Below are 14,651 nucleotides of genomic sequence, written 5' to 3'. Positions count from 1 at the left end.
CATGATGTCATCAATTGCGATAACAGAATTTAAAGCGCGTCGTGAACGTGTATTAGCGCAAATGGAAGCAGGCGCGGTTGCATTGTTTCCGGCAGCCTCTGAAGTTACCCGTAGTCGTGATACTGAATTTCCTTTTCGTCAAGACAGTGACTTCCATTACTTAACAGGATTCCCTGAGCCAGACGCCATATTGGTATTGATAAAAGCAGACAACAATACTCCGAATAGCCAAAATCAGTCTATGCTATTTTGTTTGCCAAAAGATCCGGTTGCAGAAATATGGCAGGGAAGACGCTTCGGCCAAGAACAAGCCGCACAAAACTTCCTGTTCGACCAAGCCTATTCCCTTGATGAAGCTGAAAGGCAACTCATCGATATTTTAAATGGCGTTCAGCATATTTACTTTAGCCAAGGCAGTTACGCTGCATTTGATACGTTTATATTCGATTTACTGAGTAAATTACGTAGTAATCCTAAAAAAGGTTGGAAAGCGCCTCAGCAAATTACCGATGTCAGACATATCGTTCACGAAATGCGACTATTTAAATCGGACGCTGAAATAGCGGTAATGAGACAGGCCGGAGCCATCTCTTGTGAAGCACATAAACGCGCCATGCAATTTGTGCAGCCAGGCGCTACAGAGTTTCAAATTGAAGCGGAATTACATCATCACTATGCAATGAACGGAGCACGTTATCCGGCTTATGGCACTATTGCGGGTAGTGGTGACAACGCATGCATACTGCATTACACCGAAAATAACGCCGAGCTTCATGACGGCGACTTACTGTTAGTTGATTCAGGGTGCGAATTAGCAGGTTATGCCGCCGACATCACCAGAACGTATCCGGTTAATGGTCAATTTAGTAAAGAGCAAGCTGCGTTATATCAAATCGTGCTAGATGCACAATTAGCCGCGCTAGAATATACAAAGCCGGGCGGTACACTCAAGCAAGCCGCAGACGTTGTTAATCGCATTATTACGCAAGGCTTGGTGTCTTTGGGTATTTTGCAAGGCGATGTTGAAGCATTAATCGAACAAGCTCAGCATAAACGGTTTTATATGCATGGGTTAGGGCATTGGCTGGGGCTAGATGTACACGATGTTGGTGAATACAAAATTAATGATGTAGAGCGACCGTTCGAACCGGGCATGGTGTTAACCATTGAACCTGGTATCTACATTAGCCAAAGCGAAGCGGTTGACGACAAGTGGAAAGGAATTGGGATCCGTATAGAAGACAATATCCTTATTACAGAACACGGGTACGACAACCTCACTCAGGCAGTACCAAAAACTATCGCTGAAATAGAGGCCTTGATGAAAAAGGTTGATTAATATTAACAGCCTTTTATGGATTTGTTCGTACCATATAATTAACTCAGCATATTAATAAATATAAAACGGTTTAACAGTTAGCAATGAAATATGATCTCGTTATTGCAGGTGGTGGAATGGTAGGGGCGCTGCAAGCTTATGCTATTGCGCGGTCTTGTCCACAGTTGAATATAATGGTTATTGAGGCTGTTAAACCTGCCACTACCGAAACTGAGCAACGCCATCCAAGTTTTGACAACAGAGCGCTAGCGCTAGCCGACGAAACGGTAAACACTTTTAAACAACTGGATGTATGGCGCGAATTGAAAAAATACGCTCAGCCCATCGAGCATATACATATATCCGACAAAGGCCATATCGGAAAAACCTATTTATCTGCTGCCGAGTTTAATATTGATGCCCTAGGTTACGTTATCGAAGTTAATCAACTTGGACTACTATTCCCTCAATTAGCAGCAAGCCAACCAAATATTACATGGCAATGCCCAGACTCAATTGAAGCAATAGCGTCATCCCAGCAAGAGCAAGTACTTACATTAAGGTCAGGCGATGTTGTACGTACTCAATTACTTGTTGCCGCTGACGGTGCTCAGTCGAATGTACGGCAACTGCTAGGTGTGAATACCCAAGTAGAGGACTACCAGCAAACGGCTATCATCGCTAATATCGAAGTGGCGGGTGGTCATCATAATAAAGCGTATGAACGATTTACTGCGTCTGGACCTATTGCGTTATTACCGCTGACCGATAATCGATACTCATTAGTCTGGACCATTGATGCCACTACCCCAAGCGCCCATCAGTATTTGCTTGATTGCGATGAAACTACCTTTCTAGCTGAATTGCATAAGGTGTTTGGCTACCGCGCAGGACAATTAACTAAGGTAGGCAAACGAAGTGCTTATCCTCTTCAGTTAGTAAAAGCAGAGACGACAGCGGTTCATCGCACCGTGTTTTTAGGTAATGCATCGCATACGGTTCATCCTATAGCAGGACAGGGGTTCAACTTAGGCCTACGCGATATTACTACGCTAACAGAATTGGTTACTCAGGCTACACAGCATTCGGCTGAACTTGGCGACTACGCATTCATAAGATGTTACAGCCAGCAAAGACAAAAAGACATTACGCGCGTAATACAGTTAACCGATGGTCTGGTTCGCTTATTTTCCAATAGTTATAAAACGCTTGCCTTTGGTCGTACGCTAGGCTTATTCAGTATGCAAATGTTAAGTTGTTTAAAGCGTCCTATTGCGCATCAAGCGATGGGATGGAATCACACCACAGGCAGTGACGAGGATAAATTTTGATTTCAACCGATGTAATAATTGTTGGTGGCGGATGCGTAGGACTAACGTTGGCGGCTGCACTAGGTGAAAAGCAAATCAATTGTGTTGTGATAGATGCCCAACCGCTCCCGAACGATTTACCTAAACTGCCAGACACCAGAGTTAGTGCAATAAGCGCGGCAAGTGAAGCAATCTTTAAGCGCTTAGGTGTGTGGCCGCTAATTGAATCGCAACGGCTACAACCTTATCAGGGCATGAGCGTATGCGAGCAAGATAGCTTTGGGGCTATCGAATTCTCAGCACAAAGCATTCACCAGCCACGGCTCGGTCATATTATAGAAAATAACGTCATTCGCAGAGCGTTACTAACACGTTTAGCGTCACTCAACAGTGTCACCGTAATGTTTGAGCAGCAATGTAACAGTATTAATGTGGGTGAGCGTGAAGCCATGGTTGCGCTTCAAAACGGTTCGCCGATTATTGGCAAATTAATTGTAGCGGCGGATGGGGCAAATTCGTTTGTAAGAAAACAGTTTGATTTTCCGCTTACATTTTGGGACTACGATCACACCGCAATAGTTGCCACCGTTGCTACTGAATTACCGCACCAGTCGATTGCTCGGCAAATATTTTTGCCAACTGGACCATTGGCATTTTTACCACTGAATGACGCAGAATATGAGGCACAACCTGAAGCACAGTCTGAATCCCATTCAGCGCCACATCTTTGCTCTATTGTGTGGTCGACTTCGCATGAACATGCGCAAGCACTAACCGCAATGGAAGAGAGAGAATTCAACAAAGCATTAACTGCTGCGTTTAATAATCAGCTAGGATTGTGTAACGTTATTTCTGCCAGAACTGCAATTCCACTGCGCATGCGTTATAGCCAAGATTGGATTAAACCGCGTGTAGCATTAATGGGAGATGCTGCTCATACCATACACCCATTAGCTGGGTTGGGTATGAATTTAGGTTTAATGGATGCCGCTGCATTAGCGCAAACCATCATAAGCCAATTAGCCGCATCAAAAGACATTGGTGACGTAAGCGCTTTACGCAGTTACGAGCGTTGGCGAAAAGCGGAAGCGCAAACAGTTATAGCTGCAATGGAAGGGTTAAAGCGTTTATTTACCGGAACTAACCCATTGTTAAAGTTTGTTCGAAGTGTTGGGCTTTCTGCAACAGATAAGTTAACCCCCGTAAAACATCAAATTATTCAGAATGCAATGGGCTTGAAGGGCGACTTACCTGATTTAGCAAAGCCCCTTACAAGGCTGTCTCACGATAATCAGGATGTACATTAGGGCCAACAGGCCCTAGCAGTTGAACGCTTACTTCCGCTTTATTCGTCATTTTTATCATTCAGATAAGTAATGGTAATGTTGTTTAGGCGTTAATGATATTTTTAACTGGTTATACCAGTAGGAATTATTTGCTTAGCTCACTTATTAGATGTTTTGATATTAGTAAAACTAATGTGATATGGGTGTGACATCCCGATCACATAATGTATAATCCTGCACCATTATTCCTCTTTGTATCTTTTTCAAAGTGCTGAATCTCAAAAATAATAAGAGTAGTACTGAAAGAGTATTGAAAAAATAATTCTGAAGGTGTGCGATGACAAATCAAACCGTGTTACATGCTAAACATTTGGAAGCCGGCGCTAAAATGGTCGACTTTCATGGTTGGGAAATGCCAATCAACTACGGCTCTCAAATAGAAGAGCACCACGCTGTTAGGCAAGACGCAGGTATGTTTGACGTATCGCACATGACCATCGTTGATATTCAAGGCACTCAAGCCAAACCTTTCCTACGCCGTCTACTGGCAAACGATGTTGAAAAACTTAAAACAAGTGGCAAAGCGCTATACACAGGCATGCTTAATGATGACGGCGGTGTAATTGATGACTTAATCGTTTACCACTTTGATGAACAAAATTACCGTATTGTTGTTAACTCTGCCACGCGTGAAAAAGATTTAGCTTGGCTAACAAAGCAAAGTGCTGACTTTGACGTTGTCATTTCTGAGCGTTCAGACTTTGGCATGATTGCAGTGCAAGGGCCTAACGCTAAAGCAAAAGTAGCAAAGGTTTTAACTGAAGAACAGCAGCAAGCAGTTGCCGAAATGAAGCCGTTTTTTGGTGTTCAGACGGGCGACTTATTTATTGCTACCACAGGTTATACTGGCGAAGACGGTTACGAAATTATTATCCCTGAAGCCGACACCGCTAATTTCTGGCAAAAGCTATTAGATGCAGGCGTAGCACCAGCAGGTTTGGGCGCTCGTGACACTTTAAGGCTGGAAGCCGGCATGAACTTGTACGGTTTGGATATGGATGAAACCGTATCACCGTTAGCAGCTAACATGGGCTGGACAATTGCATGGCAACCGGAAGAGCGCGACTTCATTGGCCGCACTGCACTTGAACAGCAAAAAGCGCAGGGCACAGACAAACTAGTCGGCTTAGTGCTAGAAGAAAAAGGCGTACTGCGTAGCGGATTAAAAGTCATTGTAGACGGTGGCGAAGGCGTGATCACATCAGGCACATTTTCACCAACCTTGGGTCACAGCATTGCAATGGCGCGTGTGCCTGCAAGTGTGGGTGACACAGCGCAAGTTGAAATGCGTAAAAAATTGGTCACAGTAAAAGTGATTAAACCAAGTTTTGTTCGCCAAGGTAAAAAAGTATTCTAATATAGTAGTGGATAAACGTGTTTCATCTGTTTTTGCGTATTTAATTCTCATTAACTACTGAAGCAAAAAACTATCTAAACTGATAAGACCAATAATTAAAAAGCTCAACATAAATGGCTTCAACTATAGCTTCAACTATAAAAGTTAAGGAAAAAGAATAATGAGTAATATTCCTGAAGATTTAAAATATGCTACGTCACACGAATGGGTTCGTAATGAAGGCGACGGTACGTTTACAGTAGGTATTACTGAGCACGCACAAGAGTTGCTTGGTGATATGGTATTTGTTGAGCTTCCTGAAGTTGGTGATGATGTTGATGCTGGCGATGACTGTGCAGTGGCAGAGTCAGTAAAAGCAGCGTCTGATATTTATTCACCACTTAGCGGTGAAATAGTTGCAGTGAATGGCGATCTAGAAGATTCACCAGAAACGGTAAACTCAGACCCATACGGCGATGGCTGGTTATTCAAAGTTAAAGCATCGGATGACTCTGAGCTATCTAACTTACTGGATGCTGAAGGTTACCAAAACAGCATCGACGAAGACTAATTTTTAGTTGTTACTTTTTAAGCCTCGCAATAGTCGAGGCTTTATTTTTTATTGCGTGACTACTTTTTATCTCATGCCGATTTATTATGGTGTGGGAGTAATACGAAACCGCTGCGAACCGAACTTAAGCTACCAATAATTAGGCGTGTTAACCTTTCAAAGCTGAGTCATCGTGGCGCTAATGATTAATAAAATTTGTATCCTATTTGTGTAAGAGGTATCAAAACTAATGACTAATACTACAGTCAATTCACTAGAGCATCTTGAACAAAAACAAGATTTTATACAGCGCCACATAGGCCCTGATGCTGTGCAAACAGAAGCCATGTTAAATAGCATGGGGCTTAACAGTATGGATGAATTGATTTCACAAACTGTTCCAGAGTCAATCAAATTACCTCAGTCACTTAACATTGGCGACAGCCGAACAGAAGTAGACGCACTTAATTATTTAAAAAGTATCGCAAAAGAAAACAAAGTCTTTAAGTCATACATTGGTAACGGGTATCACCCAACATTAACGCCTAATGTAATTTTAAGAAACGTATTAGAAAATCCAGGTTGGTACACGGCATACACACCGTATCAGCCAGAAATTGCACAAGGTCGTTTAGAAGCGTTATTAAACTTTCAACAAATCACATTAGATTTAACCGGCATGGAGCTAGCCAGTGCGTCGTTACTAGACGAAGCCACTGCGGCGGCCGAAGCCATGGCGTTAGCTAAGCGTGTATCAAAAAACAAAAAAGCAAATACCTACTTTATTGCTGACGACGTGCACCCACAAACCATCGACGTAGTAAGAATGCGTGCAGAAATGTTTGGGTTTGACATAGTCGTTGGCAATAAAAATGAAATTGCCGACCGTGAAGATATATTTGGTGCCTTACTACAATACACATCAACTTCGGGCGAAATTAACAATATCGAACCCATTATAGCTGCAGCACAAGCCAACAAAGCCGTAGTTGCTATTGCGGCTGATATTATGAGCTTAATGTTATTAAAATCGCCGGGCTCAATGGGGGCAGATGTGGTACTAGGTTCAGCCCAGCGCTTTGGTGTACCAATGTGTTACGGTGGCCCTCATGCAGCATTTTTTGCCACGAAAGACAAACACAAACGCTCATTACCAGGTCGCATTATTGGTGTTTCAAAAGATCGCCGTGGCAATCCAGCATTACGCATGGCAATGCAAACGCGCGAGCAACATATTCGCCGCGAAAAAGCCAACTCTAACATTTGTACAGCGCAAGTATTACTCGCTAACATGGCATCGTTTTACGCGGTATACCACGGACCAGTTGGCCTTAAAACCATTGCACAGCGCATTCACCGTTTAACCGATATTTTAGCGTCAGGCTTACAAAAAAGTGGCGTGCAACTTATGCACGACACATGGTTTGATACCATTACGTTTAAAACGGATCATAAAGCCGACATCATTGCACGTGCAGAGCAGCATCAAGTGAACCTGCGCAGCGACATAGACGGTGCCATCTCTATTTCTTTAAGCGAAGCAACCACACGCCAAGACATTGCTGAGCTATTCGATATTATCTTAAACAAACAGCACGGTTTAGACGTAGAACAACTTGACGACGAAGTAATGGCAAATGGTACTAATGCCATACCAGAAGAGTTTGTAAGACAAGACGCAGTACTAACCCATGCAAACTTCAACAGCTATCACTCTGAAACAGACATGCTGCGCTATATTAAGCGTCTTGAGAATAAAGATTTAGCGTTAAATCACTCAATGATCTCGCTAGGCTCATGCACCATGAAGCTAAATGCAACCGCAGAGATGATCCCAATTACATGGCCAGAGTTTGCCAATATGCATCCTTTCTGCCCTAACGAGCAGGCAAAAGGTTATCACAAAATGATAAACGAACTGTCTGACTGGTTAATCGACATCACAGGGTATGATGCACTTTCTATGCAGCCTAATTCAGGTGCGCAAGGGGAATATGCAGGCCTAATCGCAATTCAAAAGTACCATGAAAGCCGTGGCGACTCGCACCGTAATATTTGCTTAATTCCTAGTTCTGCACACGGAACTAACCCAGCCTCAGCACAAATGGCAAGCATGAAAGTGGTCGTGGTAGAGTGCGATAAAAAAGGGAATATCGACATTGCCGACTTAACCGCAAAAGCAACCGAGCTAAAAGATCAGCTTTCGTGCTTAATGGTTACGTACCCATCTACGCATGGTGTATATGAAGAAACTATTCAGCAAATTTGTGACATCGTGCATGAAAATGGCGGCCAAGTGTATATGGACGGAGCCAACATGAATGCACAAGTGGGTATTACGTCACCGGGCTTTATTGGCTCTGACGTATCACACTTAAATCTACATAAAACATTCTGCATTCCACATGGTGGTGGTGGCCCGGGTATGGGGCCAATAGGTGTTAAATCGCACCTAGCGCCATTTTTACCAAACCACCCTGTTATGAAGCTTGAAGGCACAGGCGAAAACAACGGTGCAGTGTCAGCCGCACAATTTGGTAGCGCAGGCATACTGCCAATTTCATGGGCATACATTGCCATGATGGGCGACGACGGCCTAAAACAAGCAACGGAATACGCCATTCTTAACGCCAACTACTTAGCTAATCAACTAAGCCAACACTACCCAATTTTATACACAGGTAGAAATGGCCGCATAGCACACGAATGTATAGTTGACCTAAGACCGCTTAAAGAAGCCACAGGCATCACAGAAATGGACGTAGCAAAACGCTTAATGGACTACGGCTTCCACGCACCAACCATGTCGTTCCCAGTAGCGGGCACACTAATGATAGAGCCAACAGAAAGTGAATCTAAATTTGAAATCGACAGATTTATTGAAGCCATGGTTGCTATTCGTGGTGAAATTGCAAAAGTAGAGTCGGGCGAGTGGACACTAGACAACAATCCACTACATTTTGCACCACACACCCAGCAAGACGTACTAGATCCTGAATGGAACCGCGCATACGACAGACAATATGCTGCATTCCCAGTGGCATCCGTCGCCAACGACAAGTTCTGGCCAACCGTAAGCCGCATCGACGACGTATACGGCGACAGAAACCTAATATGCTCATGCCCAGCGGTGGAGAGCTATAGGGACGAGTAGGGTGTTGTTGTGATCATGTAATTAAGTGGGTTAACACAACTTTTCAAAAGGTGAGCATTTTGCTCACCTTTTTTGTTTTGACTATTAGATATATTATTCTTTACCTCAATGTAGTTGATTCGCGTTCATGACAAAGGTAAGAAGGAAAAATTGGTGCTAATCAGTTTGCGAGGATTTGAATGGCTAGCATTCTATATTGGTAAGATCAGACCTATGTTTGCATTCATTGGTTCTGGAAAGGCTCTATTCCTAGCTAACAATGGCAAACGCTATGTGCCGGGTAAATTGTCTGATATGGCCACACAGTATGTGAAGTTAGCATGGGTTGATCATACTGGCGCGTGTCATTTATACCGCTACAACACCGATGTTAGACAATGGTGCTGACCTTCGCCATATCCAAGAAATACTAGGCCATGCCAGTATCCTCACTACGCAACTTTACACTCATGTTAGCCGTAAGAAGTTATCTGAGGTTTATGAAGCAACTCATCCGTCTGCCGAAGGTGGTAGTGGGTTGTTTTAATCAGATAATTATCGCTTGATTTATTGTATATTATTATGCACTTAATTATTATGTAACATTAAAGTGAGTAGTAGCAAAATAACAAGGACGGGTGAGTGTGACAAAGAAAGATAAGAGAAGTGAACTGTTAAATTTTTTTCGTGAAAAAGAGAAAAATAAAACACATTTCACGTATGCAGAAGCTGCTGCTGAAACTGGATACAAATCTGACTCCATCAGCAAATTTGTTAGTGAGAACCTCAAGGGAAAGTACATATTTCAAAACAAAAGGCCCTATTGGTACAGCCAAGGGTTACTTTCCTTAAGTGATGATGATTTCTTCAGAATAACTTCTCAAAGCACACAAGCTAAGGTTCTTAGTGATGATGAAAAGCTATACCAAAAACTAATCAAAAGAAGCCTAAACGCCTTTACAGTTGCTTTGGAGGTTTATAACCGACCAAGCTTAGAAAATAGAGTTGAAGCCTTTGCTATTATGATGACTAATGCTTGGGAGCTTTTGCTTAAAGCGCAAATACTAAAGGCACAAGGGTTTGATTCACTATTTGAAGAAAATGGAAGAAGCATCCCTGTTGGACAAGCAATAGACTTTCGATATCCAAGTAAAAGTGCAGATAAGGATAATCTAAATCAACTAGTTTCATTAAGAAACGATGCAGTTCATTTACTTTTACCAGAAATACAGCCGCAATTGTCTAGGCTATTTCAAACATCAGTTTTGTTGTATCAAGAAGAGTTTGCTCATCAAGAGGGGTATGCTCCTCTTTCTGATCAAAGTGTAGGCATGTTGAGTTTAGTGATTGATGGTCCAGAACCAGATATGGCTATTTTAAAGGATGAATACGGTAAAAGAACTACTGATGAAGTAATAAAGTTTTTGAAGAAATTCACCAAACTTGAGCAAGAGCATGACTCTAATCGCTTCGCAATTAACATTGAATATAAGCTTGCCTTGACTAAAAAGCCGGGAGATGGTGACTTAACTTTTGGTGCTGGCCCAGATGGGACTCATACTGTTTTTGTGGATCGACCCAAAAACCTTAAATTAACACACCCTTTTTATGAGAAAGCTGCAATTCAAAGAATAAATGATGCGCAATCGACTCATTGTATTACTAGTTATTCGTTTAGAGCGGTAGTGAAAAAGCACAAAGTTAAGAGTAAACCGACTTTTTTCGATCATACAGATAGACCTAGATATTCAGAGTCATTTATTGATTGGTTTTTGAAGAACTTAACTCACCCCAATTGGCTAGAAAAATCATTGCCATCAAAAAGAGTGAAAAGCTAGTGATTACATTATTTTTGGGGGCAGGATTTTCTAAATGGGCATTTGATCTACCACTAGTCAACCAACTGTTTGATTTTGATATTGAACCAACAAATGAAACGGAAAATAGAAAGCTAGAATTATTGCAAAGTGACTGGAGCAAATGGAAAAACGAAAATCTCACTGCTACGGAAGAGCAATTTATCTATTGGTGTTTGCACAAGTCATCACACAGGCGTAGCAGAATTATTTGGTATGTGAATAGACGTTTAACAGAACCATTCATGACTAGAATCCAAGGTTCGTATACTTCAGCTATGTTCGATGAGCGAGTTGTTAGAGAAAATGAACAAATAATTAAGATTAAGGGTTTTATTAATTCTATCGCTAGCTTCGGATTAAGAGGAATACTAACTTGTAATTACGATACACTGGTCGAGTGTGCTTTAGGAACTAAAGGCTTTAATTATGGAGTTAAAGGAGAGCAACTATTTGGTAGAGGCTTAAATCCTCAATTTCCTTGGCAAAATGCACATGTAAATGTAACAGGTAATATACCTTTTGCTAAACTGCACGGCTCACTTTCTTGGGATTCAGATATCAAGTATACAAGTGGCAAACCCGGTAGAGCAGGCAAGGCTCTTATTGTTCCACCTGCACCAGAGAAAACACCACCACCAGAGTTAGCAAACGTATGGGCCTTAGGAGATCAAATATTATCAGATAGTAAAAGAATTATACTATTTGGTTTCGCATTTAATGCTTATGATTATGCACTTCTAAATTTTTTGAAAGAAAGTGGTGAAAATATAACACAGGTCTTGTTGATCGACCCGTATCCAAATGAAGATGCTGCTAAGAAACTTTGGCCTAAGGCAACCGTTAATACTTTAAACCCATTGAAGGACTTCAATATTAAAGAATATCTATAAGAAGCTAGTCAATGTATTAAGTGGAAGTATGTAGGATCGTAGTTCGTACATAATTTATATGTAGGCACGATACAATGATCCAGATGTATGTCGTTTCTATTCGAATCTCGTCATAGTGCAACCACTCACATACTTGAAAGCGGAGCTGGTATTCGTCAAATCCAAGTATATTTAGGCCATGCCGACATATCGAGCACAATGGTCTATACCCATGTAATCAACCCTGAGCTAGAAAGCGTATATGAGAAATCGCACCTTGCTGCAAATAGCCCTGGCTCAGGGAAAGGGTGGTCAGTTTCTTTGGGTGATCTTGGGTCGGAAATATAAAGGCCGAGCATTTTCATTTGCTTAATCGTTAAGCCATAGGCTATAGGGAAGTTGGTATCTAAGCGCGCTAAATGGCTTTCAAGTTGCTCTTTGCTATCACCTGAAATAGCAATTAAATCAACCCCTGTTTCAGCAAGTTTCTGTTTTACATCTTGTAGTTGGTTTAGGTATCGCGTACATAAAGGGCAATGTTGCCCTCTGTAAACTACTATCATTTTCCAGTCTAGGCCGTGTTCAGGCTGGGGTAAATTTTTAATATCGCCGTTTAGCAGCTTTGCTTCAATTTCAGGAAAGTCTGCCCCAGCATGCAGTTTATTCGTATACTCAGTACTCATTTTACTTCCTCTTAAAAGTGTTTGTTAATGTGCGCTTCAAAACGTTTAAAGTCGTTTTCAATATCTGCATTTTTCATGACGTCAAAGCATGCAAATGTCTCTAAAGGTTTCATGCCAAAGAACTTGAAGTTCATGTGCATTGGAAACAGTAAATCGTCAACTGATTTGCCGTTAAAGAACTCGTGTTCATCGTTAAATGCTTCTTCTGGTGCGTTGAATGTTAACGAAATCATATATTTAGTATTGGTTAATGTGCCGCCCATGCCATAGTTCTTTTTAGGTGCAGACTCATTCCGTCCGTCTCCATCACATAATGCGCCAGCCATACCAGCAGTATAGACCTCATCCATGTATTTTTTGAATGACCATGGTATTCCCATCCAGTTAACAGGGGTTTGCAAGATCACAATGTCTGCCCACTGGTGGTTTGCTAGTTCTTCTTCAACATTAATATCGTCTAACATAGTGACAATGCGTGTGCTATGTCCTTTTGCTGCTAATAAGCTTGCTGCTTTATCGACTAATGTTGCGTTAAGTTTGCCTTCAGAGAAGGGGTAATATTGGTGACCATTGATAATTAAAATATTGCTCATTGATATGTCTCCGTAGAAAGAATTTATTTTGGTTACTAATTGGTGGTATATTTTAGGTACCTTATATTGATATTCAATTAGTATACTTTTAGTAACCTAGTTTAAATGAGGCGGTCTTTTTGGAAAGTTTAATAAAAACAGATAGTAAAGGCAGGAAAAAAGTTTATAACGCCTGTATGGAACCATGCGCTATAGAAAAAGGCATGCGCCTTATTGGTGGAAAGTGGAAAGGATCAATCATTTACCATTTGAAAGATGAGCCTGTTAGGTTTAATGATTTAACGCGTATGCTGGGTGGTGCAACTAAGAAAATGGTAGACCAACGGCTGAAAGAGCTAGAAGAAGAGGGAATGGTAATAAGGAAGGTTATTAGCGATCGGCCTATTGCAGTAACTTATGAGCTAACGGATTTTGGTAAGTCGGCCTTATCTATTTTAGAGGCGCTTCGAAAATGGTCTGAGTCAAATGAAATCGAACTGAGTTCAAAATAACTGATTAACCACTTTGTTTTTTAGCGCTGCTATATTCTGCGCCAGAATAAATATCTGGCCACTAGCATTGAATTTTATTTTTTTAGCCTCACCTTCAGTACTTTATATCTTTTAACTTCGTTTTAATTCAATTAGGGCGTGTTGACCTTTCGAGTTCACTTTTGCAGCAGTTTGTTTGTCATTAAGACAAGGCAGAGCATGTAAAGTGTGGTTATTCCACACGCACATGCGATAACGCAGTATAAATGACAAACAAGCGCTGCCTTTGGGTTCATCTAAACGTTTCTTGCTCTTTGTTGTGACGCGCTCACTTGGAATAACCAAGCTACACTTGTCACGCCGCGATCAAAAAACGTTTAGATTGAACAAAATTTGACCTCAAAAGGTCAACATGCCTAACACGCCTAGTCTTACAAAGTACTTTTTAAGGGGAGAACACGTTTATGAATCATTTACCAAAAGCACTTATTTTAGCTGCATCAATTGCTGTAACAGGTTGTGCGAGTAATGCGAGCAATACGCAAAAAGGAGCAGGGATTGGTGCTGTTGTTGGTGCCGTGCTTGGAAAAGCAACGGGTGATCATGATAAAAGTCGTTACGCGTGGGGTGCGGTAGTGGGTGCAATTGCTGGTGGTGCAATTGGTAATTATATGGACAAACAAGAAGAAGAGTTTAACCGTGATTTAGCGGACTCAGGTGTAAAAGTAGTGCGTGATGGCGATGTATTAACGCTGCAAATGCCGGGCAATATTACGTTTAAGAGTAATAGTACGCAAATATCTGGTAACTTTTATCCAATTCTGAATGACGTGGCGCTTGTTTTAAACAGATATGAAAAAACCTATTTGGTGGTTGAAGGTAACACGGATAGCGTGGGCGCTGCTGAATACAATATGACCCTGTCGCAAAAGCGTGCAGACAGCATTGCTAGCTACTTACAAACACAAAATATTCATCCTAAGCGTTTAGCGACTGAAGCGAATGGTGAACATCAGCCTATTGCGTCAAACCAAACGGCAGAAGGGCGCAGCCAAAACCGCCGTGTTGAGTTAAAAATTATTCCAGTAACGGGTTAAGTTTAAATAACAACGCTGTATTAGGGCGTGATTACTTTTACTGTAAGTAATCACGCAACGTGATGTTAGATAAGTGATGTTCAATAA

The 14,651-nt window shown here is 41.6% G+C and carries 14 protein-coding genes and 1 pseudogene; 13 read left to right on the top strand and 2 right to left on the bottom strand.

The genetic code is table 11. From position 1 onward, the window contains the following. Window positions 1-4: 4 nt before the first annotated feature. From pepP to HUU81_RS17455, 11 genes and pseudogenes are all read left to right on the top strand, one after another. The gene (pepP, locus tag HUU81_RS11665) at window positions 5-1,339 is read left to right on the top strand and encodes a Xaa-Pro aminopeptidase (protein WP_233520620.1); all 1,335 of its coding nucleotides are present in this window, start codon (window positions 5-7) and stop codon (window positions 1,337-1,339) included. A gap of 83 nt (window positions 1,340-1,422) precedes the next feature. Further along, window positions 1,423-2,649, top strand: a complete 1,227-nt coding sequence (ubiH, locus tag HUU81_RS11660) for a 2-octaprenyl-6-methoxyphenyl hydroxylase (protein ID WP_199609117.1) — start codon at window positions 1,423-1,425, stop codon at window positions 2,647-2,649. Further along, window positions 2,646-3,935: an FAD-dependent monooxygenase gene (locus HUU81_RS11655; RefSeq protein WP_199609116.1), complete on the top strand. Its 1,290-nt coding sequence runs from the start codon at window positions 2,646-2,648 to the stop codon at window positions 3,933-3,935. Before ubiH ends, HUU81_RS11655 begins: the two co-directional genes overlap by 4 nt. Before the next feature lie 316 nt (window positions 3,936-4,251). Further along, a complete protein-coding gene (gcvT, locus tag HUU81_RS11650; protein WP_199609115.1) occupies window positions 4,252-5,331 on the top strand; it encodes a glycine cleavage system aminomethyltransferase GcvT in 1,080 nt (359 codons plus the stop codon). Between the two features lie 160 nt (window positions 5,332-5,491). Next, window positions 5,492-5,881 (top strand): glycine cleavage system protein GcvH, encoded by a 390-nt coding sequence (gene gcvH / locus HUU81_RS11645; RefSeq protein WP_199609114.1) that lies wholly within the window; start codon window positions 5,492-5,494, stop codon window positions 5,879-5,881. 229 nt (window positions 5,882-6,110) lie between these two features. Continuing rightward, complete coding sequence (gene gcvP, locus HUU81_RS11640; RefSeq protein ID WP_199609113.1) at window positions 6,111-9,014, top strand: aminomethyl-transferring glycine dehydrogenase; 2,904 nt, start codon at window positions 6,111-6,113, stop codon at window positions 9,012-9,014. A 153-nt stretch (window positions 9,015-9,167) separates the two neighbouring features. Further along, complete coding sequence (locus HUU81_RS11635) at window positions 9,168-9,401, top strand: hypothetical protein (RefSeq protein ID WP_199609112.1); 234 nt, start codon at window positions 9,168-9,170, stop codon at window positions 9,399-9,401. Beyond that, complete coding sequence (locus HUU81_RS17580) at window positions 9,382-9,540, top strand: tyrosine-type recombinase/integrase (RefSeq protein ID WP_199609111.1); 159 nt, start codon at window positions 9,382-9,384, stop codon at window positions 9,538-9,540. The genes HUU81_RS11635 and HUU81_RS17580 overlap by 20 nt, the downstream gene beginning before the upstream one ends. Window positions 9,541-9,637: 97 nt before the next feature. After that, window positions 9,638-10,831 (top strand): DUF3644 domain-containing protein, encoded by a 1,194-nt coding sequence (locus tag HUU81_RS11625; RefSeq protein ID WP_199609110.1) that lies wholly within the window; start codon window positions 9,638-9,640, stop codon window positions 10,829-10,831. Then, entirely contained in the window at window positions 10,831-11,742 is a 912-nt protein-coding gene (locus HUU81_RS11620; protein ID WP_199609109.1) for a hypothetical protein, read from the top strand. The genes HUU81_RS11625 and HUU81_RS11620 overlap by 1 nt, the downstream gene beginning before the upstream one ends. Window positions 11,743-11,829: 87 nt before the next feature. After that, window positions 11,830-11,907 (top strand): annotated as a pseudogene (locus HUU81_RS17455) (hypothetical protein); the annotation flags it as partial. A 38-nt stretch (window positions 11,908-11,945) separates the two neighbouring features. Here the strand turns inward: HUU81_RS17455 and HUU81_RS11615 are convergent. Together HUU81_RS11615 and HUU81_RS11610 are read right to left on the bottom strand one after the other, a co-directional pair. Continuing rightward, on the bottom strand, window positions 11,946-12,404 hold the full coding sequence (locus HUU81_RS11615; protein ID WP_199609108.1) for a redoxin domain-containing protein: 459 nt from the start codon (window positions 12,402-12,404) through the stop codon (window positions 11,946-11,948). A gap of 11 nt (window positions 12,405-12,415) precedes the next feature. Further along, window positions 12,416-12,997, bottom strand: coding sequence for an NAD(P)H-dependent oxidoreductase (locus tag HUU81_RS11610; protein ID WP_199609107.1), 582 nt, complete (start codon window positions 12,995-12,997; stop codon window positions 12,416-12,418). A 119-nt stretch (window positions 12,998-13,116) separates the two neighbouring features. Between HUU81_RS11610 and HUU81_RS11605 the strand changes: the two genes are divergently transcribed. After that, window positions 13,117-13,488, top strand: coding sequence for a winged helix-turn-helix transcriptional regulator (locus HUU81_RS11605; protein WP_199609106.1), 372 nt, complete (start codon window positions 13,117-13,119; stop codon window positions 13,486-13,488). 443 nt (window positions 13,489-13,931) lie between these two features. Further along, window positions 13,932-14,564, top strand: a complete 633-nt coding sequence (locus tag HUU81_RS11600) for an OmpA family protein (protein WP_199609105.1) — start codon at window positions 13,932-13,934, stop codon at window positions 14,562-14,564. Window positions 14,565-14,651 lie beyond the last annotated feature (87 nt).

The sequence above is a fragment of the Flocculibacter collagenilyticus genome (assembly GCF_016469335.1).
Lineage (GTDB): Bacteria > Pseudomonadota > Gammaproteobacteria > Enterobacterales > Alteromonadaceae > Flocculibacter > Flocculibacter collagenilyticus.
The sequence above is the reverse complement of the archived record's forward strand: the minus strand, read 5'-3'. Positions and strand labels throughout refer to the sequence as shown.

Coding starts and splice junctions, on each gene's coding strand:
- pepP (WP_233520620.1), top strand. CDS start 5: ATGTCATCAATTGCGATAACAGAATTTAAAGCGCGTCGTGAACGTGTA.
- ubiH (WP_199609117.1), top strand. CDS start 1,423: ATGAAATATGATCTCGTTATTGCAGGTGGTGGAATGGTAGGGGCGCTG.
- gcvT (WP_199609115.1), top strand. CDS start 4,252: ATGACAAATCAAACCGTGTTACATGCTAAACATTTGGAAGCCGGCGCT.
- gcvH (WP_199609114.1), top strand. CDS start 5,492: ATGAGTAATATTCCTGAAGATTTAAAATATGCTACGTCACACGAATGG.
- gcvP (WP_199609113.1), top strand. CDS start 6,111: ATGACTAATACTACAGTCAATTCACTAGAGCATCTTGAACAAAAACAA.
- HUU81_RS17580 (WP_199609111.1), top strand. CDS start 9,382: ATGTTAGACAATGGTGCTGACCTTCGCCATATCCAAGAAATACTAGGC.
- HUU81_RS11615 (WP_199609108.1), bottom strand. CDS start 12,404: ATGAGTACTGAGTATACGAATAAACTGCATGCTGGGGCAGACTTTCCT.
- HUU81_RS11610 (WP_199609107.1), bottom strand. CDS start 12,997: ATGAGCAATATTTTAATTATCAATGGTCACCAATATTACCCCTTCTCT.
- HUU81_RS11600 (WP_199609105.1), top strand. CDS start 13,932: ATGAATCATTTACCAAAAGCACTTATTTTAGCTGCATCAATTGCTGTA.